Origin of the sequence: Photobacterium sp. S4TG1, from assembly GCF_036040035.1 — a bacterium.
In the GTDB taxonomy this organism is placed as follows: domain Bacteria; phylum Pseudomonadota; class Gammaproteobacteria; order Enterobacterales; family Vibrionaceae; genus Photobacterium.
Map to the genome: position 1 here is coordinate 98,199 of NZ_JAYXUH010000014.1, position 24,230 is coordinate 122,428.

At 39.2% G+C, this 24,230-nt stretch carries 16 protein-coding genes and 1 tRNA gene; 6 read left to right on the plus strand and 11 right to left on the minus strand.

All coding sequences use genetic code 11. The annotated features are described in order from the left end of the window. Positions 1-12 precede the first annotated feature (12 nt). Entirely contained in the window at positions 13-2,448 is a 2,436-nt protein-coding gene (locus VXS03_RS15305; protein ID WP_327764748.1) for a beta-mannosidase, read from the plus strand. A gap of 54 nt (positions 2,449-2,502) precedes the next feature. Here VXS03_RS15305 and VXS03_RS15310 read toward each other — a convergent pair whose 3' ends face one another. The 4 genes from VXS03_RS15310 to pepA form a co-directional block, all read right to left on the minus strand. Beyond that, the gene (locus tag VXS03_RS15310; RefSeq protein WP_327764750.1) at positions 2,503-2,916 is read right to left on the minus strand and encodes a DUF2061 domain-containing protein; all 414 of its coding nucleotides are present in this window, start codon (positions 2,914-2,916) and stop codon (positions 2,503-2,505) included. 215 nt (positions 2,917-3,131) lie between these two features. Further along, the gene (locus tag VXS03_RS15315; RefSeq protein WP_327764752.1) at positions 3,132-5,993 is read right to left on the minus strand and encodes a valine--tRNA ligase; all 2,862 of its coding nucleotides are present in this window, start codon (positions 5,991-5,993) and stop codon (positions 3,132-3,134) included. 28 nt (positions 5,994-6,021) lie between these two features. Next, positions 6,022-6,477: a DNA polymerase III subunit chi gene (locus VXS03_RS15320; RefSeq protein ID WP_327764753.1), complete on the minus strand. Its 456-nt coding sequence runs from the start codon at positions 6,475-6,477 to the stop codon at positions 6,022-6,024. Between the two features lie 48 nt (positions 6,478-6,525). After that, the gene (pepA, locus tag VXS03_RS15325; protein WP_080158545.1) at positions 6,526-8,034 is read right to left on the minus strand and encodes a leucyl aminopeptidase; all 1,509 of its coding nucleotides are present in this window, start codon (positions 8,032-8,034) and stop codon (positions 6,526-6,528) included. A 194-nt stretch (positions 8,035-8,228) separates the two neighbouring features. On the opposite strand from pepA, the gene lptF reads away from it, so the two are divergent. Further along, positions 8,229-9,329: an LPS export ABC transporter permease LptF gene (gene lptF / locus VXS03_RS15330; protein ID WP_327764754.1), complete on the plus strand. Its 1,101-nt coding sequence runs from the start codon at positions 8,229-8,231 to the stop codon at positions 9,327-9,329. Then, entirely contained in the window at positions 9,329-10,402 is a 1,074-nt protein-coding gene (gene lptG, locus VXS03_RS15335; RefSeq protein ID WP_327764756.1) for an LPS export ABC transporter permease LptG, read from the plus strand. The genes lptF and lptG overlap by 1 nt, the downstream gene beginning before the upstream one ends. A gap of 62 nt (positions 10,403-10,464) precedes the next feature. Here the strand turns inward: lptG and VXS03_RS15340 are convergent, their stop codons facing one another. Next, a complete protein-coding gene (locus VXS03_RS15340) occupies positions 10,465-10,956 on the minus strand; it encodes an RDD family protein (RefSeq protein ID WP_327764757.1) in 492 nt (163 codons plus the stop codon). A gap of 241 nt (positions 10,957-11,197) precedes the next feature. On the opposite strand from VXS03_RS15340, the gene VXS03_RS15345 reads away from it, so the two are divergent. Further along, positions 11,198-11,282, plus strand: a tRNA-Leu gene (locus VXS03_RS15345). A 232-nt stretch (positions 11,283-11,514) separates the two neighbouring features. Here the strand turns inward: VXS03_RS15345 and VXS03_RS15350 are convergent. Further along, positions 11,515-12,837 carry a porin gene (locus VXS03_RS15350; protein ID WP_327764758.1) on the minus strand — a complete coding sequence of 441 codons (1,323 nt, stop codon included), beginning with the start codon at positions 12,835-12,837 and terminating at the stop codon, positions 11,515-11,517. A 295-nt stretch (positions 12,838-13,132) separates the two neighbouring features. Between VXS03_RS15350 and VXS03_RS15355 the strand changes: the two genes are divergently transcribed. Further along, positions 13,133-13,996, plus strand: a complete 864-nt coding sequence (locus VXS03_RS15355; protein WP_327764759.1) for a PA4780 family RIO1-like protein kinase — start codon at positions 13,133-13,135, stop codon at positions 13,994-13,996. Between the two features lie 74 nt (positions 13,997-14,070). On the opposite strand, the gene VXS03_RS15360 is transcribed toward VXS03_RS15355, so the two are convergent. The 4 genes from VXS03_RS15360 to VXS03_RS15375 form a co-directional block, all read right to left on the minus strand. Further along, a complete protein-coding gene (locus VXS03_RS15360; RefSeq protein WP_327764760.1) occupies positions 14,071-14,724 on the minus strand; it encodes a 2'-5' RNA ligase family protein in 654 nt (217 codons plus the stop codon). A gap of 175 nt (positions 14,725-14,899) precedes the next feature. Beyond that, positions 14,900-17,032, minus strand: coding sequence for a lysine decarboxylase (gene cadA, locus VXS03_RS15365; RefSeq protein ID WP_327764762.1), 2,133 nt, complete (start codon positions 17,030-17,032; stop codon positions 14,900-14,902). Positions 17,033-17,121: 89 nt separating this feature from the next. Beyond that, positions 17,122-18,471, minus strand: coding sequence for a cadaverine/lysine antiporter (gene cadB / locus VXS03_RS15370; RefSeq protein WP_327764763.1), 1,350 nt, complete (start codon positions 18,469-18,471; stop codon positions 17,122-17,124). Between the two features lie 471 nt (positions 18,472-18,942). Then, positions 18,943-20,409, minus strand: a complete 1,467-nt coding sequence (locus VXS03_RS15375; protein ID WP_327764764.1) for a winged helix-turn-helix domain-containing protein — start codon at positions 20,407-20,409, stop codon at positions 18,943-18,945. Between the two features lie 289 nt (positions 20,410-20,698). Here VXS03_RS15375 and lysS point away from each other — a divergent pair, with 289 nt between their 5' ends. Continuing rightward, positions 20,699-22,207 (plus strand): lysine--tRNA ligase, encoded by a 1,509-nt coding sequence (lysS, locus tag VXS03_RS15380; protein ID WP_327764765.1) that lies wholly within the window; start codon positions 20,699-20,701, stop codon positions 22,205-22,207. A 90-nt stretch (positions 22,208-22,297) separates the two neighbouring features. Here lysS and tsgA read toward each other — a convergent pair whose 3' ends face one another. Next, complete coding sequence (tsgA, locus tag VXS03_RS15385) at positions 22,298-23,485, minus strand: MFS transporter TsgA (RefSeq protein ID WP_327764766.1); 1,188 nt, start codon at positions 23,483-23,485, stop codon at positions 22,298-22,300. Positions 23,486-24,230 lie beyond the last annotated feature (745 nt).

A 24,230-nucleotide genomic window follows, 5' to 3' on the forward strand; every position in this document is an offset into this window, starting at 1 on the left:
TTGGAGTGATTGATGACAATCTCACTTAATGGCCAGTGGTTGCTTGCGTGTATTCAACGTCCTGCAATTCAAGACCTTCATATTGATTTGCCGGGTGATGTTCATTCGGCATTATATGCAGCCGAAGAGATCCCTGATCCATATTGGGCAACCAATGAAAAAAAAGTTCAGTGGGTCGGTGAGTGCGACTGGATTGTCAGCCGCCACTTTGAATTAACGGCCGAACAACTGACGTGTAATGCCATGGACTTGGTATTAAATCAGCTTGATACGGTAGCTGAGATTCGCATTAATGGTCATACCGTTGCTGATTTTACAAATATGTTCATGCGCCATAAGGTGGATGTATTAAGCTGTTTGCAAGTCGGTACTAACCGTATTGAAATTGTGCTACATCGTGCGGATTTAGAAGCTAAAAGTCGTGCAGATAAACTGCCGTTTCCAGTAGCGTGGGCAGAAGGGAATAATCGAATTCCATTCATGAATACGTTGCGTAAACCTCAATTTCACAGTGGTTGGGATTGGAGTATTTGTTTATCTGTATTGGGTGTTTATGGCGATATTGTACTGCAGCCGATTGAGCATGTACGCATTAGTCATTTAGCAACCAAGCAGAAATGGCACCAACAAGAGTGTGAGTTAGCGGTCACTTTACATTATGAAGTTGTCTCTGAAAAAGGACTGGCTAATGCGTCAGTTACCTTTGATGGACAGACTTTCCACCTTACGCTTGATCGTGAAGCAACCAAAGCCAGTGTTATTTTCCGTATTGATAATCCCCGTCATTGGTGGCCTGCAGGCTACGGTAAGCAACGGTTATATAAATTAGCTTTAGAAGCTGATGGGGTTGCCATTACCAAGCAAATTGGCTTACGTAAGTTAGAGTTAGTTACTGAAGATGATGATCACGGCCAAAGTATGGTGGTGATGGTCAATGATGTGCCGATTTCAGCTCGTGGTGCAAATTGGATCCCTCTGGATGCGATGCCTGCGCGAATGAGTGAACAGCGTTACCGTAGTTTATTAACTGATGCCGCAGCGGCCAACATGAACATGCTGCGAGTGTGGGGCGGTGGCATGTATGAAAAAGACATTTTTTATAATATCTGTGATGAATTGGGGCTGCTTGTTTGGCAAGATTTGATGTTTGCTAATGCGCTGTACCCATCAACCCCTGATTTTATTGCAGAAGTTGAACAAGAAGTCGAATATCAAGTTCGACGTTTAAAAGATCATCCAAGTTTAGCGTTGTGGTGCGGTGATAATGAAGTGCTAGGGGCGATTAATCGTGATCCTGAATCGCGTCAATATCGTGAGAAGCATCTGCTTAATTACGATCGTCTCAATCGTACCTTAGCAGAGGTGGTTGAACGTGAAGATCCATCACGTCGTTTTTGGGCGAGTTCACCATGTAATGGTGAATTAGATATTATCGATACGTGGCACCATGATCCTCTACGGGGTGACATGCACTGTTGGGATGTGTGGGATAGCGGTAAAGAGTTTGATACTTATTTGCAAGTAACGCCACGTTTCTGCTCTGAATTTGGATTTCAATCTTGGCCATCATTGCCAACGGTAAAGAGTTTCTTACCTGAGCAAGATTGGAATATAAGTTCGCCAAGTTTTGAAAATCATCAGAAAAGTAGTCATGGTAATTCGGTTATTACCGAGATGTTTACCCGCTATTTCCGGTTTCCAAACGGGTTCGTTAATATGCTGTATTTATCGCAAGTGCAACAGGCATTGGCGGTGAAAACAGCTGCTGAATATTGGCGTACTCAAAAAACGATTAACCGGGGAATGTTGTTTTGGCAATTAAATGATTGCTGGCCTGTGAGCTCATGGTCATCATTAGAATACAGCGGTCGTTGGAAACAATTGCATTACCATGCGCGGCGCTTCTTTGCGCCGCAAATCGCCACGTTTACTCGTGATCAACAAGGGCTTAAATTACACCTCGTTAATGATGGCCGTAAAAATGCCGAGTTAAAAGGCGAAGTGGTATGGCAAAGCTGGGAAGGGGAAATTCTTTATCGTGAGCCCATTTCTCAATATTTAGAAGCCGACTCAACCAAAGTGGTATGGGAATGGCTAAATGAAGATTTAGACGGCCATGAACAAGACGGTTTTTTCCATGTACATTTACATAGTGGCCAACAATTAATTGAAAACACGTGGTTTCCAGCGCGTCCTAAATACTGTGAGTTAGCTTGTCCTGATTTACGGTTTGAAGTTGCAGAGCACAATAATGATATCGTGGTGATGCTAAGTAGCAGTAAGCCCGCTTTCTTTGTGCATTTGGAATTTGAGGGAGAAGGTCGGTTTGAAGACTCAAGTTTCACTTTGGTACCGGAACACCAACGTCAAATTAAATACATTGGCTCAGCAAGCTATGCTGAAGTGGCGCAAGGTTTACGAGTTTATCATCTAAAACAGAGTTACTAACCGTCTCTTAATAAAACCCTGCTTGCGATTAGTCGTTAGCAGGTTTTTTGCATTTTAATGGTGCAAACATACCATCATTGACATTAATTGCTGAGGCGCATTTTGATGATGCTGTTTTTTTTGCCACACTCGTTCGTGCAGGTAATAAGCCAAAGTATTGATTGTTGGCTCGATCATCGCCATTGCACCACCAATCACTAAATCACCGGTTAGTAAATACACCACTGTAAAAGCGACACTAAAATGCAATATAGCGAAACTGATTGTCTTTTTACTTGGAGAAGAATATTGGGTTTGAACAAGCTTTTGGGTTTGCCATACTTTTTCATGGAAGTAAAAAGCAACGGTATTAACCATGGGTTCTATTAAAGCTATCAGGCCACCGATCAAAAGATTGCCCGTTAATAGGAATGCCACACTAAAAGCAACGGTAAAATGGATAATGGCAAAACTGAGGGTCTTTTTCATAAGGTCAATCTCATTAATTTGATGTAATGAGTATTACAAACTTACTTCAATAGGTAAATTTGGTATTTTATATATCACCAATAGATAAAAGCTATCATTTGCCTGTATTTCTAAGCGAGCAATGTTTTTAAAATGATGGGGGAATTGTGCAGTTGAGGGAAATAAAAAAACCGACGTTAAAGCGTCGGTTTTTTATTTAGTCAGTAAACAATAACTTATAGCGCAGCAATCGTTGCTTTTTGCTCTGTCAGTTTAACCAGTGTTTCTTCATAACCCGCTAGCTTTTCACGCTCTTTAGTGATCACGATTTCAGGTGCTTTAGCAACAAAACCTTCGTTGCTTAGCTTGCCAGAAGTGCGTTTGATTTCGCCTTCCATTTTCGCGATTTCTTTATCTAAACGTGCTAGTTCAGCGTCTTTATCGATCAGACCCGCCATTGGGATCATCAATTCAGATTTACCCACAAGTGCTGTTGCACAAGCTGGGGTTGCTTCACCGTCAGCCAATACTTTCACTTCTTCTAGTTTTGCTAGAGATTTCAGTACCGTTAGGTTGGCTTCAACGCGTGTTGCATCAGCAGCATCAGCGACTTTTAGCATGACTGATAATGGCTTGCTTGGCGCGATATCATATTCAGCACGTAGGTTACGAATGCTAGTGATAAACGCTTTAACAAACTCAATGTCAGTGATTGCTGCTTGATCAAATTGCGCTTCATCAAACTGAGGCAATGCCTGGTTCATGATAGTTTCACCTTCAACACCGTCAACCAGCGGCTTAACGCTCTGCCAGATTGATTCAGTGATGTAAGGAAGAACTGGGTGCGCAAGACGTAATGTCTTCTCAAGTACTGTGATTAGCGTATGACGCGTTGCACGTTGCTGTGCTTCAGTGCCTTTCCATAGAACAGGTTTCGTTAGCTCTAAGTACCAGTCACAGAATTGGTTCCAGATGAACTCATAAAGTACACCTGCTGCCATGTCGAGACGGAAGTTATCAATATGGGTATTGAATTCTTTTGCCGCTAGTTGGAATTGTGATTCAATCCACTTATCAGCCACTGAGTATTCAAGCTCGCTACCAGCTGCAAAACCACAATCTTGATCTTCTGTGTTCATCAGTACGTAACGGCTTGCGTTCCATAGCTTGTTACAGAAGTTACGGTAACCTTCAAGACGCTTCATGTCCCAGTTGATGTCACGGCCAGTAGAGGCCATAGCAGCAAGAGTGAAACGTAGCGCATCGGTACCGTATGGTTCAATACCTGCTTCAAATGTCTTACGAGTGGCTTTTTCAATCTTCGCTGCAAGTTGTGGTTGCATCATGTTGCCACAACGCTTCTCTACTAGAGACTCAAGATCAATACCGTCGATCATGTCGATAGGGTCGATTACGTTACCCTTAGACTTAGACATTTTATCGCCGTTTTCGTCACGGATAAGACCGGTTACATAAACAGTTTTAAACGGTACTTGTGCTTTGCCGTCTTCATCTTTACAGAAGTGCATGGTCATCATGATCATACGTGCAACCCAGAAGAAGATGATATCAAAACCAGTTACCAACACATCAGATGGGTGGAAGGTTTGAAGATCAGCCGTGTTTTCTGGCCAGCCCTGAGTACCAAATGTCCATAGTGCTGAAGAGAACCATGTATCAAGTACGTCGTTGTCTTGGTTTAGAACCACAACAGGTGCTAGGTTGTACTTTTCACGAACTTCTGCTTCGTTACGACCAACGTAAACTTTACCGTCGTTATCGTACCAAGCAGGGATGCGGTGACCCCACCAAAGTTGACGTGAAATACACCAATCTTGAATATCACGCATCCAAGAGAAGTACATGTTTTCGTATTGCTTAGGTACGAATTGAATATCGCCATTTTCAACTGCTTGAATAGCGGGTTCTGCTAATGGTGCTGCGCGAACATACCATTGTGCTGTTAGCATTGGTTCAATAACCACACCACCACGATCGCCATAAGGAATGGTGAGATCATGATCTTTAATTTCTTCTAACAGGCCGAGCTCGTCAAATTCAGCAACGATAGCTTTACGAGCTGCAAAACGCTCCATACCTTGGTATTTCGCTGGGATTTCAGTGCTATAAACATCACTTTCTTCGCCGTTAGTGGTGAAGACTTCAGCTGCATCACGAATATCAGCGTTAAAGGTTAGGATGTTGATCATTGGCAGACTATGACGCTTACCTACTTCGTAGTCATTGAAATCGTGTGCAGGTGTGATTTTTACACAACCCGTACCTTTATCCATGTCCGCATGCTCATCACCTAAAATAGGGATACGACGGCCAACGATAGGTAGAATGATTTCTTTACCAATCAGATCTTTATAACGTGGATCTTCAGGGTTTACCGCAACACCTGTATCACCCAGCATAGTTTCTGGACGGGTTGTTGCTACCACAATGTAGTCTTTGCCATCTGCTGTTTGTACGCCATCAGCAAGTGGGTAACGGAAGTGCCACATGTGACCTTTAACATCTTTGTTTTCAACTTCGATGTCAGAGATCGCTGTGTGTAGTTTTGGATCCCAGTTAACCAGACGCTTACCACGGTAAAGTAGATCTTCTTGGTAAAGGCGAACGAAAACTTCTTGAACTGCATTTGATAGACCGTCATCCATCGTGAAGCGCTCACGATCCCAGTCTACAGATGCGCCAAGGCGACGAAGCTGTTTGGTGATAGTGCCACCAGATTCGTTTTTCCATTCCCAGATCTTATCGATGAAAGCATCACGACCATAGTCATGTTTCGTTTTGCCTTCTTCAGCAGCGATCTTACGCTCCACAACCATTTGGGTAGCAATACCTGCGTGGTCAGTACCAACTTGCCATAGGGTGTTTTTACCTTTCATACGCTCACAACGGATCAGGGTATCCATAATGGTATCCTGGAACGCGTGGCCCATGTGTAGGCTGCCTGTGACGTTTGGTGGCGGGATCATAATGCTGTAAGCATCTTTAGATGTATCACCATGAGGCTTAAAGTAGCCAGCCTCTTCCCAGCGCTGATAAAGCGCCTGTTCAATTGATTGTGGGTTGTATGTCTTTTCCATAGCGCTCTTAGAAGGATTCTATGTGGAATTAAGGCGTCTCAGTAACAGCATTGACAGTCGTAATTTGAATGCCAGCAAGGCGATAAGCCTTGTAACGCTCGCGCGCCTGCTGTTTGAGCGTTTCATCGCAAGGGACAAAGTCTACCACTTGTGCAAAGCTAACCGCAAAATTTGCGACAATTTCGGCTAAATTAATTAATACTGCGCGGTGTCCGCTATAACGTAAACCGGGCCAACCAATCTCAACCGGCGATCCGCCTCTTGGTCCTTCTCCAAGTAAATTGTGAGGGATAAAGTTGTCGGGATCTTGTTGCCATAGATATTCATCTATTTGTTCTGCTTGTTGTTTATCTGCTGCAAGTAAGTAAACACGTAATCCTTGACGGTAACTCATGGCTGCGCAACGACAAGCAAAATGCCACTGAAAATCACTATCAGCGCCATCTTGCTTATCATCTAATATATAAAACGTAGCATGAGTCATAAATTAATGTCCTAAAAGAAAAGGGCCAATGGCCCTTTTCTGAATGTCTTATTCGACAATCTCTTGGCCAGCTCGATTGAGAAGGAATTGGACCAACAATGGCACAGGACGTCCAGTTGAGCCTTTTGCAGCACCGCCTTTCCAAGCTGTGCCTGCAATATCAAGGTGAGCCCAGTTGTATTTCTTGGTAAAACGCGACAAGAAACAACCCGCCGTAATGGTACCAGCACCTGGTGAGCCTAAGTTCGCCATATCTGCAAATGGACTGGCAATTTGCTCTTGGTACTCATCACTCATCGGTAGACGCCAAGCACGATCGCCTGCTTGTTCTGAGGCATTAATTAACTCATGCGCTAATGGATTATGGTTACCCATTAAGCCACTAATATGATGACCAAGCGCCACCACACATGCGCCCGTTAATGTGGCAACATCAACCACACATTCTGGCTCAAAACGTTCAACGTAAGTTAATGCATCACATAACACTAAACGGCCTTCAGCATCAGTATTTAACACTTCAACCGTTTGCCCTGACATAGTGGTCAAAATATCACCAGGGCGGTAAGCGTTACCACCAGGCATATTTTCACAACCTGCCAGTACACCGACAACATTAATAGGTAGGTTCAGTTTTGCCAGTGCTTTCATGGTACCAAATACAGATGCAGCACCACACATGTCGTACTTCATCTCATCCATTTGCGCGCCAGGTTTGATAGAAATACCACCTGAATCAAATGTTAAACCTTTACCTACCAGTACAATAGGTTTGGTTTCAGGATCAGGGTGGCCTTTGTATTCAATAACTGACATCATGGCTTCGTTTTTAGAGCCTTGACCAACAGCAAGGTATGATGTCATACCTAAAGTTGCCATTTCTTGCTCACCAATAATTTTGGTACTTACCGTTTCAAAATCATCCGCTAAACGACGTGCCTGTGAGGCTAAATAAGCAGGATTAGCAACGTTAGGTGGCATATTACCAAGGTCTTTACTGGCTTTAACACCCGATGAAATAGCAAGACCATGTGCAATAGCACGTTCGCCCAAAGAAAGCTCACGGCGAGTGGGTACATTAAAAACTAACTTGCGTAGTGGACGGCGCGTCTCTGGCTTGTTACTTTTAAACTGGTTAAAGGTATAAAGGCTATCTTTAGTCGTTTCTACTGCTTGACGTACTTTCCAGTAGGTATCGCGACCTTTAACATGTAGCTCGGTTAGGAAACATACCGCTTCCATTGAGCCAGTTTCATTTAAGGTGCTAATGGTTTTCTTGATGATTTGTTTGTATTGGCGTTCGTCAAGTTCACGCTCTTTACCACAACCAACAAGTAGCACTCGTTCTGACAATACGTTGGGAACATGGTGTAATAACAACATCTGTCCTGGTTTACCTTCAAGGTCACCACGACGTAATAATGAGCTAATATAGCCATCACTAATTTTGTCTAGCTGTTCCGCGATTGGAGAGAGGCGACGTGGTTCAAATACGCCCACGACAATACACGCACTGCGCTGTTTTTCGGGGCTACCGCTTTTGACACTGAACTCCATGCGTACTCCTAACATCCTATAAAGACAATTAACGCTAAATGTTAGATAATACCACACTTGCTTGCTCTGCCGAGATTTCGGTATAGGCTTAAAGCGCGGACTTACATTCAGCCGAAAGATAAAAAAATAACTAATTTAACCAAAAACTATAGTGATTCCATCAAAAAAACAAGTTTTCTATGGGAATATAACGCGTGATTATTGTTAGGTATTTGACGAGAGAGACAGTAAAAAGCCAATTAGCAGTACTTTTTGTGCTTTTTCTTGTCTTTATTAGCCAAAAGTTCATTCGCATTTTAGCACAAGCGACGGATGGTTCGATTCCGAGCGATCTGATTGTGACTTTAATGGGACTTTCTATTCCGGCAATGGCATTGCTGATGTTACCACTGAGTTTATATATTGGTATTTTACTTACATTTGGCCGTTTGTACGCTGAAAGTGAAATTACCGTAATGAGCGCCACTGGTATGGGAAATAAATTTCTTATTCGTGCCGCATTAGCTTTAGCTTTAATTACCGGCTCGATAGCCACCGCCAATGCATTATGGGTTGCGCCGTGGGCTCAAAATAAAATTGAACAGATTACCGATCAAGCTAAGGCTGATCCGGGTTTAAATATGCTGGTCAAAGGAACATTCCAAATGGCACCTAATGGCTCAGGGGTGGTATTTGTTAATGACATTACCGATAAAGGTTCCAAATTACATAAAGTGTTTATTGCCCAATTAAAAGCGCAAGATTCATTACAACCGAGTGTAATGGTTGCTGATCGTGGTTTTGTCACCGAACAAGCTGATGGTCGTCAAATGTTAGATCTTCAGCAAGGTACTCGTTATGAAGGTGTACCTACTAAACTCAATTATGCCATTACACAGTTTGATAATTACCAAGCGTTAATCGGTCAACGTGAAGTGAAACAAGGCTCTCGTGATTGGGAAGCGAAAACGACCGCTGAATTATTAAAAGATCCAACTAAAGCGGCAACAGCTGAATTGCAATGGCGATTGTCGTTAATTTTGTGTATTCCATTATTAGTCATGATTGTGGTGCCATTATCTGCAGTTAACCCTCGTCAGGGACGTTTTGCTAAATTAGCGCCTGCGGTATTAATTTATTTAGCGTATTTCTTAGCAATATCATCGGCAAAATCTGCGATTGAAGATGGTTTTATTCCTGGTTGGATGGGAATGTGGCCGATTAATATTGGCGCATTATTGATCGCAATCGCTTTAAATAGCTGGGATAGTTTACCGATTCGACGCCTCAAAGATAAATTACGGAGACGTGGTTAATGTTTAAAATTCTCGACTGGTATATTGGCCGAACTATTATTGCAACATCGGCATTAACTTTATCAACTCTCGTCGGACTCTCTGCCATCATTAAATATGTTGAGCAGCTACGTAAAGTCGGTCAAGGCAGTTATGATTTACTGAAAGCATTGTATTTTGTGTTGCTATCCATGCCACAAGATATCGTAACATTTTTCCCGATGGCAGTATTACTTGGCGCTTTGATTGGTTTGGGGATGTTGGCATCAAGCTCTGAACTGGTGGTGATGCAGGCAGCAGGTTTTTCTAAGTTAGATATTGGTTTATCAACGTTGAAAACCGCCGTGCCGTTAATGATCATTGTGACGTTACTTGGACAGTGGGGCGCACCACAAGCGCAAAAATCAGCGCGTGAGTTGCGAGCTTTATGGATCAGTGGCGGCAGCATGCTATCTGTTCAAAGTGGAGTATGGGCAAAAGATGATAATGACTTTATTTATCTTGGCCGTGTACATGATAAAAACCAAATTGATGTGGTTAACATTTGGCAATTTAATAGCCAAGATAAACTGCTAGATGTGTTATCAGCAAAAACAGCAGTTTATGACGCGAAGCTTGGCTGGACGATGCATAATGTGACGGTAACGGATATGACCAATAAGGCGCAGATTACCAATACACATTACGATACCAAGAAATGGGATACGACATTAACCCCTGATAAGTTAGCGGTAGTTACTGTAAAACCAGAAGAGTTATCACTATCTGGGTTATATGACTATGTGGGTTATTTAAAAGAATCTAAGCAAGATGCTATGCGCTATGAACTCGCCTTTTGGCGTAAAGCACTGCAACCTGTCTCCATTGGGGTAATGATGTTGTTAGCATTGTCATTTGTCTTTGGGCCGTTACGGTCAGTGACGATGGGAGCGCGCGTGTTGTCTGGGGTTATCTTTGGATTTGCATTTTATATTTCCAATGAAGTCTTTGGGCCGATGAGCTTAGTTTATAACTTACCGCCTGTCGTGGGTGCTCTTGCGCCTAGTCTGGTGTTTTTAGCTATTACTATTTATTTACTTCGACGTAAATTATAGTCATAAAAAGGAGCCTAATGGCTCCTTTTTTATGACTGATTTTTATTAAGACTGATGATGTATTAATGCACTTTTTCAGTTACGACCATTTCACATTCCGCCATAATATCTTGCATTGAACGGCGTTTATTATTAAAGGCAAGTAAGTTACCTAAACCAAATGCTGATGTTGCAATACGAATAAAAGCTTGAGTAATTTTGATATGAGAACCATCTTCATTTTGAAGTTTTAGTTTCCACGCTCGCATTCCCAAGGTTTGTCCTGCTTGAGTCCAGAAGTAGCTATAAAAACCAATAATAACGATAGCAAGATAAGCGCTATATAACATGCTTACTGTAGGATTTGACATCAAATAATCACTGGCATCTTGGTAGTCACCTAAAGTGAGCACACCAACTGCGAGTAAAGTGGCAACAATGACCATTGCCAGTGTGCCTGCAACCATTAAAATAGCAGTGACGATAAGCGTATCGTAGAACCAAGCCCCTAAACGACGTAACAGGCTAGGATATTGGTGTGAAACGGTAGTTTGTTGCTGTTTCTTTTTTTGCATGATGGTTCCAGTATCAATAATGGTTGGGCAAGTCCTTGTTGTCGGCAGTGTAGCAGTAAATTAAATTCGAATGAACGTACAAAATTGCTACAAAATATATTGATGGTTATTGTGGCTGTGGTTTGATTACCATCAATAAGTTGATATCAGATCAAAAAAGCAACGCTTGATCTTTAATGTCGTAAATTGTGAGGATTAACGCTTGCGCATCAATACGATATACGTATAATAGCCGCCATAAGCCCGAGTGGTGAAATTGGTATACACGACGGATTCAAAATCCGTTTCCTTCGGGAGTGACGGTTCAAGTCCGTCCTCGGGCACCAAATTTCAGAGAAAAGCCTTAATCGTAAGATTGAGGCTTTTTTTTTGCCTCATGGTTATTCCAACTTTCTTAAGTTCGCTTTTCACCTTGTCATCAATCAAAGGAAAGCGGGTTTAAGTCCCCCTTGATATTATTTGTTCTTTAGCATTAGGTTATATTTTATAATCACTATAGTAATAGCCTATAAAAAGCCTCAACTTGATGTTGAGGCTAAATGTCAGCGTTATTTGTTATTAAAATACAATATAGGGAATGATAATTTGTAAGCGGACATCCGTTTCATCTTTACCGACTGTTGCTGATTTAACTTCATCACGAGTTAACCATGTAGTGTGTAGCTGTACCACACTTCCTTTTAATGTGCTTTGCTGTAAGGTGTATCCAATCGTACCGTTGACCACAGCTTCACTGCTATAGCCAACTTTAGTTTGATCCATTCCAGAGCCATACCCTACACCCATGTAGTAATTCCAGCCATTGCCTGCATTAAACGATAAGCGGTTATACAATGATGTTTCACCTGATTGGTTCCAATCAGATAATGCATCCCAAAATTGCGACCAGCTACCATTATTCATCGCATAGGTATAGATGGTACGTGGCACAATCTCAATGTCGTTATGGCTATTAGCGTACCTTAACTGTGATAACCAGCCCCAGCGGCCTTGATTAATATTTAGAGATAAACCACTCATATATCCTAAGCCGTTATATTTAACTTTATCCTTAACACCATAAAAATCAGCGGCTAATATTATTTGGCTATTAACAATATACTGGGTATAGAATTTATAAGATATTGGATTAACACTACGATTACTGTCGCTATAATGCACATCCATAGCTTGGCCTATACCAAGGTTGTAGCTAAATTTGCCGAATTGATTCGCATAGCCTATTGAATGTAAATAAGTCCATTTAGTGCTTGCCCAGCCAATATAATCATCTTCACTCAGTAACCAAGGCGCAGTGTATTTATCAGCCCAAAAATAGGTTAACTTACCACTACCAATGTAGGCGTTAACTTCTAAACCGCGATAAGTACCCGGAACAAATGACCAGACGTTACCCACAGTACCATTACCCGTTGATTGAATTAAGCCGATCTTGCCATTAAAAATATCGTGGTATTGAAATTTAATCGCAGCAGTATAAAGTTTGAAATGTGGACCATCACCGGCTCCCCAATCTTGGTTATTTGATAATGAGATCTCATTTGATAAATATTCATCATTATCATTTTGAATACTATTGTTATAGATATCTCCCGCTAAATAACCAGCAACATCGACCCCTATAAATTGATTGTAATAGCCTGAATTAAAATCAACGATAGCGTTATAAGATGAATAATTTAATCGGCTCTGAAAATCAGAGTTAGGGTGAGTATTATTGCTACGAACACGAGTGTCACTGATGAGTTTTGTATTAAGTGATGAGCCGTTAATAAAGCCATTTTGAGATGTGGTGTTAGCTATCGCTAACGGGGAAAGTGTTACTGCTCCAATGATAGCGATGGAGAGTAATGTTTTTTGCGTAGCCAAGCATTTCTTCATATGAAATCTCATTATTATTGTTATTTTTTAATTAGTGACTATCAATTGCTAGCTTTTTATTGACACTAATAATGCGAGTCGTTGAAACCTAAATCTACATTGAAGAATGGAATTTTATGTTGTTGTTTTTAATGGGTAATAATGTTTTTTTGTGACGAATGTTTACGATTATTAGCTGGTGGGCGGTCAGTTTATTAACAAATCCTTTTGCGCAAGGCTTGTTAAAAAATTTTAGCTAGCGATAATGCGATATTATAAACAGGTATATTCCTAGTTACTGGCAAATGTAGGTGTAATGAAGATTCCTCCACGATTACAACCCCTAGTTGAAGATGGTCTTATTGATGACGTTTTATCTCAACTGATGAGCGGTAAAGAAGCCTCTGTGTATGTTGTTCGCAGTGGCGGCAAAATTTGTTGTGCTAAAGTCTATAAAGAAATTGATCAACGTAGCTTTAAGAAAGCGGTAACTTACCGTGAAGGACGCAAAGTACGTAATAGCCGTCGTGCTCGTGCGATGGAAAAAGGGTCTAAGTTTGGTCGTGATGAGCAAGAAAAAGTTTGGCAACAAGCTGAAGTTGATGCTTTATCTTTATTACTAAAAGCGGATGTACGTGCGCCGATTCCTTATGGTTGTTTTGACGGCGTGTTGTTAATGGAATTGATCACCGATGCTGATGGTGCTGTTGCGCCTCGCCTAAATGATATTACGCTAACTAAAGAACAAGCACTGCGTGATCATGCTGTGATGATTAATTACATCACCCGTATGTTATGTATTGGTATTATTCATGGTGATTTATCTGAATTTAATGTGCTTGTTGATGGGCAAGGACCTGTAATTATCGACTTACCTCAAGCTGTAGACGCTTCTGCAAATAATAATGCGAAATGGATGCTTGAGCGTGATGTAAATAATATGGCGCATTATTATGGCCAATACGCCCCTGAATTACTTGAAACGCAATATGCGAAAGAGATGTGGGCATTATTTCAGGCAGGCACTCTCAATCCTGATACTGAATTAAGCGGCGTCTTTGTTGAAAGTGAAATAGATGCCGATATTGATGGGTTAATGGCTGAAATTAATGCTGTGATGGCTGAGGCTGAGTTACGCCGAGCGCGATTGATGGATATTAACGAAGAAGAGTGTGAGTAGTCACTACCTTTATTTCTCTTTAATATCGCTATTAAAAAAAGCTTCAATCGTTGATTGAAGCTTTTTTATGGCTGCTATTTAGGAAACGAGTAACTTGCAATTTCTGCTTTTGCTTGGCCGTTACTATTAACAGCGGCGATACCAATGCCGAGTGCTTTAAAATGCACGGGTTGAAACTGATCGCCATAATCAGTCATAAATTGAGTTAGTTTTTGCGGTTCTGTTTGCGGTAACAAGGTGATATGAGGTTCAAAATTCATAAATACATTGGGACTACCATAGCGTTGGAATGCAGCTAGTTTTTCAGGATAGTGGCTAACCCATGTCGGAATTTTTGGATCCATGGTTCTAAGTGGGGCCACCATTATTGCCGTAGTATCGGCTAATCGTTGTAATTCTGGTGTATTGTTAACATCCAGCATTAACCAATTTCCTTTTGTCCGTTGAATATGATCTAGCGTTAAATCAAAACGGTGCCATTGGCTTGCTAGTTGTTGCGCTTGTTGTTTGAGTAAGTTGAGGTTTTTTGTTGGGTATTCCGTTAAATAAAGAGTGATATGTGGTAGAAAGCCTTGGCTATAAAGTGATGATAATTGCTGTTGTTGAAGTTGGTTACTGATGGTAGATACCGTTTTATTAACGGCATGACTAGGAATGAGAAATAAGTTATAGCTCACAGTGTTTGATGATGGTGGCACTGAGGGACTAGCCATAACGGTAGCGCTCATACAAATGCATCCTAAGGCTAGTAGATGTTTTTTAAGCATTTATTTATTCTACTTTTAAGTCAGTAATACGATATTTTATATCTTTGTGGAATATGATTTTGTTAGAGCGATAACAAATAAATAAAAAAGGCATGCTCTAAGCATGCCTTAATAATAACGATATCCAGTGTATGTATTAACGCTTGATCACTTTCACTTTGTAAACACCATTAACGTTGTAAACACCATGAATGTCAGTTTCAAAGCCAGGGAAGTGATTACCAATTTCACATAGCATTTCAAGGAAATCTAATACTGGACGAGATTGTTCAGTTACCATTTCACCAGGAAGTACAACAGGAACACCTGGAGGATAAGGTAGGATCATATTAGCACTGATTTCATTCACCATTTCTGATAATGGAATCTCACGAACTTCACCACGTAGCTCTTGCTGCCATGCATCATGTGGTGTCATCTTCATTTCAGGTAACACATCAAATGCTTTATACATAAGTTCTGGCAATTGGTATTTTATAGTTAGATCGTGAATACCTTGTGCGAGATCTTGAACACGCATATTAGCGTAGAATTGAGGATCTTCTTGGTATAGTGATGGTAAGAATGACTTGATAGTCATGTTACGATCATAGCCACGTTTAAACTCAGTTAATGCACGTAATAGTTGCATTGCTTTTGGTTTATCAATACCAATTGAGAACAAGAACAATAGGCTGTACGGACCTGTTTTTTCAACAACAATACCGTGTTGATCAAGGAACTTAGCTACGATAGACGCTGGAATACCTGTTGCAGATAGCTCGCCGTCTTCGTTCATTCCTGGTGTTAATAGTGTGATTTTGATTGGATCAAGGAACATATGATCTTCATCGATGTTCTTGAAACCATGCCATTTTTCATTTGGTTTTAGGTTCCAACATTCTGTTGTTTCAATGTTTTCTGGTTGCCATACATCAAAGAACCAACCATCACATTCAGAACGTAGTTTTTTGATCTCTTTACGGAAACGAATAGCGCGGTCGATTGAATCTTGAATTAAACGACGACCAGCATTGCCATGCATCATAGCTGCAGATATCTCAGCAGACGCCACAATACCGTATTGTGGTGATGTTGAAGTGTGCATCATGAATGCTTCGTTGAAAGATTCTTCTTCAAGCTGACCCTTAACATGGATCATTGACGCTTGTGAGAATGCAGCCAATAATTTGTGAGTTGATTGTGTTTCATAGAACACTTTACCCGGCATTGCTTCACCACTCATACCACATTTACCTTCGTAAATAGGGTTAAAGTTAGTGTAAGGAACCCAAGCACTATCAAAGTGAATAAACTTAGTATCCAGTGATTCTTTGATAAATTGGGTGTTGTAGAACAAACCATCGTAAGTTGAGTTAGTGACTACCGCATAGCCTGGTTTAGTTGCACCTGGCGTATTTGCTACTTTTTCAGCAATCACTTCACGGCTAAACTCACTCTTAGGAATACCACCTAAAATACCGTAAGCGTTACGCGTTGGGCGGAAGTAAATTGGCACAACATCTGTCATCATCATCATGTGAGTTAATGATTTATGACAGTTACGGTCAACCAATACTGTGCTGCCAGCAGGCGCTGAGAACATACCAACAATTTTGTTAGCTGTTGAAGTACCGTTAGTCACAATGTAAGAACGATCAGCGTTAAACGTACGCGCAATGTATTCTTCAGCTTCTTTGTGAGGACCAGAGTGATCTAACAATGAGCCAAGTTCAGGCATTGAGATTGAAATATCTGCTTTAAAGGTATTTGCACCGTAGAAATCGTAGAAAATACTACCTACAGGGCTTTTATTAAATGCAGTGCCTGACATGTGACCAGGAGTACAGAAAGTATATTTAGCTTCATCAACGTAGTTAAATAATGCTTTTGTGAGCGGTGGTAGAATACTGTCTTTGTAGTCTTCTGTTGCTTGCTCAATTTTATGCGCAATATCAGAAGCACTACCAAGGCAATATTCAAAGAAGTAAATATTTAAGCGAAGATCCGCTAAGTTAATATCGAGTGTTGAATGTTCATTAGCAAATGCATATAACGGTAGTTTCTCGTTAATTTGGTTAATTTGCTGGCACAAGTCTAATGAGTAAGTATCCCAGTCAAAAATCACACCACTAATACGTGGGTTCATTTCAAGCAGCTTCATTAAATCTTTGTCATCTACAGGGTAAACAACTTTATAACCGCGAGCTGCTAATGCTTGTTCTAATTCTTGTACTGGGTATTTTTTGAAGAATACGCCTAAATTATTTAAGATTGCTATAGTATTCATTATTGAATATCTCCAGGGTGAACAAAGGCGCACCACTCCAATTTGGGAGGTGTAAGCGTGCGCCTTGATAATATTATGAGGTTCGTTATTTAGTGAGATTGTGCGACTTTATTCGCTTGTTGTTGTTCTAGTTGTAAATGCTGACGGAAGCCAAGCTTACGAGCGTAGAACATAAAGATAGCTAGCGAAACAACGAAAGTAGCGGCTAATGCTGATGGATCGGCACCAATAAGGGCGATAAAGCAGAAGATACATGCTACACCTGCAAACAACATCACAAATACATTGCGAGTTGTCATACCTTCGTAACGAATTAAGTTAACTGCTGAGTAGAAGTAAGGCAGCATAGTTAATAGCACTGCGTCAGATGTTAAAATGTCAAATAAGTTTGAAGCATGGCTATCACTAGAGCTAAAGATAGTGATTGCAATCATTAGAATGGTCATCATTACAGATGCCAACACTAAGCCTTTTTTCGCAACGCCATTTTTATCAGTTTCGCCAAATACAGCAGGGAAGTTGCCATCATTAGCTGCACGTTTGCCAGCCTCACCGACTAACATCATCCAAGAGCCTAGAGATGTAAAGCACGCTAAAGCGGTAAATGCTGCAACAAATGGTGCAGTCCAAGCGCCGAAGATTGCTGTAGTAGCCAGTGCAAATGGTGCACCAGAAGCGGCAACTTCCGAAGCTGGGAACATACCAGCGATAACTTGGGTTGATAATATATAAATAACACCCGCAATGATCGTACCAAGTAAAGTTGCTAATGGGACGGTTTTCTTTGGATTTTTTACCATACCAGAAGAGACAGCAGCGGATTCAACACCCACAAATGACCATAATGTGATCAGTACAGCACTCACAATCGCATGAGAGTTTGAGCTGTGTGAGGTATTCCAGTTTTGCATGTAAGTCGTTGCATCGAAATGCCCCCAACCCACAACTGCAGTGCCCACGATAGGTACAAGAATAAGCACTAAACCTAAGGTACATAAGCGGCTTACCCATGAACCACCTAGCAGGTTAATAATGGTGAATATCCATACTGAAGCAATGGTTGCGATAGCTGCTGGAATAGTGTTATTCAAAATGGGGAAGAACACAGAAAGGTAAGATACACCAGTAATTGCAATCGCAAGGTTACCAATCCAGTTTGCGTGGTAGTAAAGTACACCTGTTTGAAAACCAAAAGCAGGGGAAACTTCACCAGCGTATGCGATCGGACCACCTTCTTGTGGGTTATTCGTTGCTAATCGAGCATAAACAAAAGCTAATGATAACGCGCCAATTAAACAAATAATCCAGCTATAAATAGATATAGAACCTACTTTTGCTAATGTTGAAGGTAACAGAGCAATACCACTACCCATCATGTTACCGGCTACAACACCAGTACAGGCAATTAAGCCTATTTTTTTTGACGTATCGGATGACATGCAATAATCTCCAAAAATATAATTACATTTCAAGTGGTTAAAAATATTTTGCGGCAATGACAATACCAGTTGTTTACTCTGATTATTCTCAATGACGAGTAATTGCGAATTAATCTACAGCAGATAGAAAAGTTAATTAAATAACCTTCTACTCAAAGATTGAAAAATAATAATTTTTGTTTTTTTTAACTTATTTTATTTTTGTTCCTTTATTTTTCAATGACTTAAATTTAACGTGAAAAAATAATTTATTTATCAATTAAATAATGGCCATTTCATAATTCATATAAGGGCTGGTTATCATTGACGAAATAGCATTTATGTAATGTAGTCCTCTACTTTAAAGCGCTACTACACTATAAGAACAACGCTAAGAAAATATGTAACTCTTAAACTGACGTATTCAACCGAGCATTATTGGCAGTTGAATTGCGAGCCATATTTATTAAAAATGATATAGAGGCGTGAAATTTAATGTGGAGGTGTGGGCTCAGAAGTCTCTATTTGTGAGATAAAAACTAATTTCTCGCAGAGTTGCTGGGTTTCTTTAGAGGGATCTAAATATAAAGCCATACTATAGTATTCGGTAGCTTGTTTTTGTCTGTGTGTTAGTTGGCTTATTTTTCCTAATAAAATATAACGTAATGCAGTATTCTGCTTGGATTGAGATGCTGCAAGTAATAAATAATGTTCAGATGTAATTAAATCTCCTTGATAAAGGTTATTTAATGCTAATGCATCGTATATTTCATTAGAGAGAAAATGCGGATTGTTAGTGATGCTTTTTTCTAATTCCTTACCATAATTCATTAATGTTGGCATAGATGTTATTTTATTATTAATAGTTAACATGATTGAATAAGCAAGGTATCGCTTTGCTAATAAATAGCTATTGTTAGGATTGTCTTGGATGATTTTATTTATGCTTTCAATATAGTTTATATTCGCATCTCCATTATTGTTTATAGCATTAGGTAATGCTAGGTAACTATATAATGTATTAGCATTCGTTAAATTAAGCCTATTATTAATGTTTTCGTTGTTATAGTTTAATGACTGCATTAATTCATTAAGTAATTTATCAATTACGGCATAAGCATTATTACGATCGATATGAATATTTTTTTGTAACATAACGGTTTTTGAAATATTGTTAAATAATTCAATATGCAGTTGGTGTTGCTGATTGACATATAGAGAGAGCGTTTTACCCGCTGAAGGTTGATCACTAAAACTGCTGATGTAGTTTGTTGAGGTAAATAAAGCGTCTTTTATTATGTTTGCAATTGAATTTAATTGATTCGTTGGTGATTGTGGTGGCGATTCAATATGAATTAAGCGTGGATTTAATACCGAGATAGGAAGGATAACTTTTTCATTACTCCAACTTATAAATATGATAGTTATCAGTAGCATGGTTAAAATGCAAAAATCAAAGAACCAATGGTTCCATTTGACAGTATTTGAATGGGTTACTGTGATAGGTGGTGTTTCTTTTGATGTTTCATTAAACGCTCTTGTCATTGGCCCTGCAGGGAATGAAGCTTGTTTTGAAGTATCATTAGTATGTTCATGTGAAGAGTGAAACTCCTCTAACTTAAAGCCAGTGTTGGGATCAACATATATTTGTTGTACGTCGATATCAAGTTTATAGCCTCGCTTTGGAATCGTTATAATCCAATGGTCTTCATCCATTTTCTTTAGTGTTTTTCGTAACTCAAAAATAGATTGTGTTACTACTTGCTCACTAACAACAGCACCATCCCAAACATTTTCAATTAATTCATCTCGTGTAAATACAATACCTTGATGTTGAGCTAAAAAAGCTAATAGCTTTGTTATTCTAGGTTCGAGAATATAATTTTTTCCTGATTTATATAAACAATTTTCTGTTGTAATTAATAACCAGTTGTTAATTTTATAATTTACCCAAGCCATTTGGTTTTAATTCTATTAATTATTATGATGAAATTAATTCTATATTATTTGCTTTTATATATAGATGGAATTTTTTATTCTAGTGTTAACTGTAATTTCATATTTCATTTATAATTGTAAAATTTAAATAATTATTCAAATTGCAATGTTTTGTGATTTTGATCACGTTTTTTATTCTGTGGTTATTTATTTTAAAGAAAGCCAGTAATTGAATTATAAATATGATCTTTTTAAATAAATATTCGATTACTTACATTTTTATAAAATAATTAATAGAAGAGGTAATATTATGTTAGACACTGAAGTTGATGAAAACAGGCTTATTGCTGAACGTCGCGCAAAACTTGATCATATTCGTAAATCAAGTAAAGCGAATGGTCATCCAAATACTTTTCGTCGTTTGAAGCTAGCTCGTGATTTAATCAGTGAGTATCAAAATAAATCAAAGGAAGATTTAATTAATACCACTTATACAACAGCTGTTGCTGGTCGTATTATGGCTAAACGAGGCCCATTCTTAGTATTACAAGATGTCTCTGGACGAATTCAAGTTTATGCCGATAAGCAAGTACAAGAGCAATTAAAAGAAAAATATCATGGATTAGATATTGGTGACATTATTGGTGTGAAAGGCCAATTACACCGTTCAGATCGTGGTGAGCTTTATGTCAATATGGATCAGTATGAATTACAAACTAAAGCATTACGTCCATTGCCAGAAAAATACCATGGTTTAACGGATCAAGAGCAATGTTACCGTCAGCGCTATGTTGATTTGATCATTAATGAAGAATCACGTAATACCATGATTATGCGTTCAAAAGTGGTTGCTGCGATTCGTCAATTCATGATCAAACAACAATTTATGGAAGTTGAAACCCCCATGATGCACCCGATTGCTGGCGGTGCATCTGCTCGACCTTTTGTTACTCACCATAATGCGTTAGATATTGATATGTACCTTCGTATTGCGCCTGAGCTTTACTTGAAACGTTTAGTTGTTGGTGGTTTTGAGCGTGTGTTTGAAATTAACCGTAATTTCCGTAATGAAGGCTTATCACCTCGTCATAATCCAGAATTTACCATGATGGAATTCTATATGGCGTATTCTGATTACAATGACTTAATTGATTTTACAGAAAGCTTATTAAGTACTATTGCAAAAGATCTTTGTGGTAATACTGCATTACCTTATGGTGAACATGTTATTGAGTTTAATGGACCTTATACTCGAATGACGATGCTTGCAGCGATTCAACATTACACTCAAGATAATGCACGTATTCAGGCATTAACTTATGATGATGTAAAAAATCGTGAGTTGATGGCAGACATAGCACGAGAAGTTGGTCTAACCGTTGAACCATTCTGGACTTGTGGTCAGTTATTAGAAGAAATCTTTGGTGAGACTGCCGAACCTAAATTAATTCAGCCAACTTTTATTACTGGTTATCCTGCGGATATTTCACCATTAGCGCGCCGTAGTAATGACGATGCCTTTTTAACGGATCGGTTTGAGTTTTTCGTTGGTGGTCGTGAAGTTGCTAATGGTTTCTCTGAACTTAATGATGCACAAGACCAAGATGCACGTTTTAAAGCGCAGATGGATGCTAAAGATGCGGGCGATGATGAAGCAATGCAATATGATGAAGATTATATTCGTGCGCTAGAATTTGGTTTACCGCCTACAGCTGGTGAAGGGATTGGTATTGATCGTTTAGTAATGTTATTTACTAACGCACATACGATTCGTGATGTGATTTTATTCCCGTCAATGCGCCCTAATAACAATAATTAAACTATAAATGAAAGCAGCCCTATTCACTGCTTTTATTTAACTATAAAAAAAGCCTCAAATATGAGGCTTTTTTATTATACTATTTTTCTATTAGTGACCATCGTGACTATTGATACGGTGTTTAGTCACAAAACCAACCAATACACACATAACAAATACAGCAGCATAAAGCGCATTCGCGGTAACTAAAGCTGCGTGTGTGCCATAGTTTTTAACAATAGGGCTCGTTACAACAAAAGTTAGCATCGTACCGATGGTGCCGCATAGCAGAATAAAGTTAACCAATTTTGGTGAGGAGACTTTAGTTTGCTGTGAGCCTAAGGTGATAATCGTGGTGTAAATTGCGCTACTGATAAAGCCAAGTGCTGAAATAATATAGATAAGATTATGTGGATCTGTATCTTTATTAAATAGGTACATCAATACTGTTGCTAAGCCTGATAAAACGACAACAAAATAATGAAGGTCGAATTTTTTCAGTAATACGCTGAAAATCCACATACCAATCATGTAAGCACCCCAGAAGTAACTTACCAATTGACTTGCACTACTGATAGATAAGCCCAGCTTTTGAGTAGCGTATTCAGGAATCCAAGAAATAAAGCCTAGTTGGCCTAAGATGTAACATAAAGCGGCAATCGCTAGAAATATTACAGCCACACCCCATTTCTCTTTAGGCTCATTTGTTGCTTCTTCTTGAGGTGCGTCTTTACCTAATACTGGGAATGTAGACATCAGCGTTAGAATAAAAATAGCAATGTAAATAACGCCGATTGCTGCATATACCCAGTACCATTGCATATGATGTGCAAGTACTGCTGCTGAGATTACAGGGAAAATCATACCCGCCATACTGAAAAATGAATCAGTAAATAGTAAGCGAGAACCACGTTCCTTGCCGTCATAAATATGAGTGATTAAGTAGGTACCAATTGACATGGTTATACCACTGACAACACCTAATACAAACATACAGCCAGAGAAGATAGCAAGATTATGGCCAAAAATAAGGCCAAGAATTGCTAACAGCATAAGAATGAAACCAAAAATGAGCTGGCGTTTAAGTGGAACAATTTCCATTAACCATACATTTAGGAAGATAGAAATTAAAATACCTGTATTAAGAAAAGTAAACGTGTTGCTCATGCTCGATATTGGTAAATCAAAATACTTGGCAATATCTCCCATAACGATACCGGTGACGATAATCAGAGATCCAGTAAGGGCATAGGACAAGAAGCTTATCCACGTCAGAAGGATGCGATTCTGGTTTGTCATAGAAAATCCTGTATAACTTTCAATTATAATTAAAGAGGCAAACGGAATGCCAATTAATGAAAGGGCTGAATCCTAACATAAGGACTAGCTTTGTTTGTGACATATGTCACCATTATATGACATGAGGGGATTTATCATACCTATAAGATATGAATAATAACTATTTATCAGGTGAGCTTTTATTAATGATTGTTTTTATTGTTATTCTTGTTGTGTGAATTTAAGTTTTTTTAACAATCTATTGCTGTTATTTATGTATTGTTGTTCTTAGTTGATAAATATTTCGACATATTTTTCTATTTAGACCGATTCGCTTTATTTATATTAGCCATCTCCGTTTTTGCAGTTAATAGAAACCTCTCTAAATCATTTGATAAATGCTATCAAAAAAACAATTAATGGTGCCTTTTAACTCGAATTTAAATAATTTGATTATAGTCTGTGCGAAGTCGCATTTTTTTTTATTTTTTTGCGAATTAACGCTTGCCAATGTGATCGAAGTCTCTATAATGCGACCTCACTGACACGGAGCAAGCCATTGGCTAGCAACGAAATCAGCATTGTTCTTTAACAATTTGACCATGCAATCTGTGTGGGCACTCGTTGAATAGTTAGGTCGAAAGATTTATCAATGAACTGAGTGACCAATACAAATAACCTAATCTATTTATAGATAAGATTGTTTGGCACAGTCAATTCATTACCATTCTGTAGGAATGGTAATAGCTTTAAAATTACTAAGGTA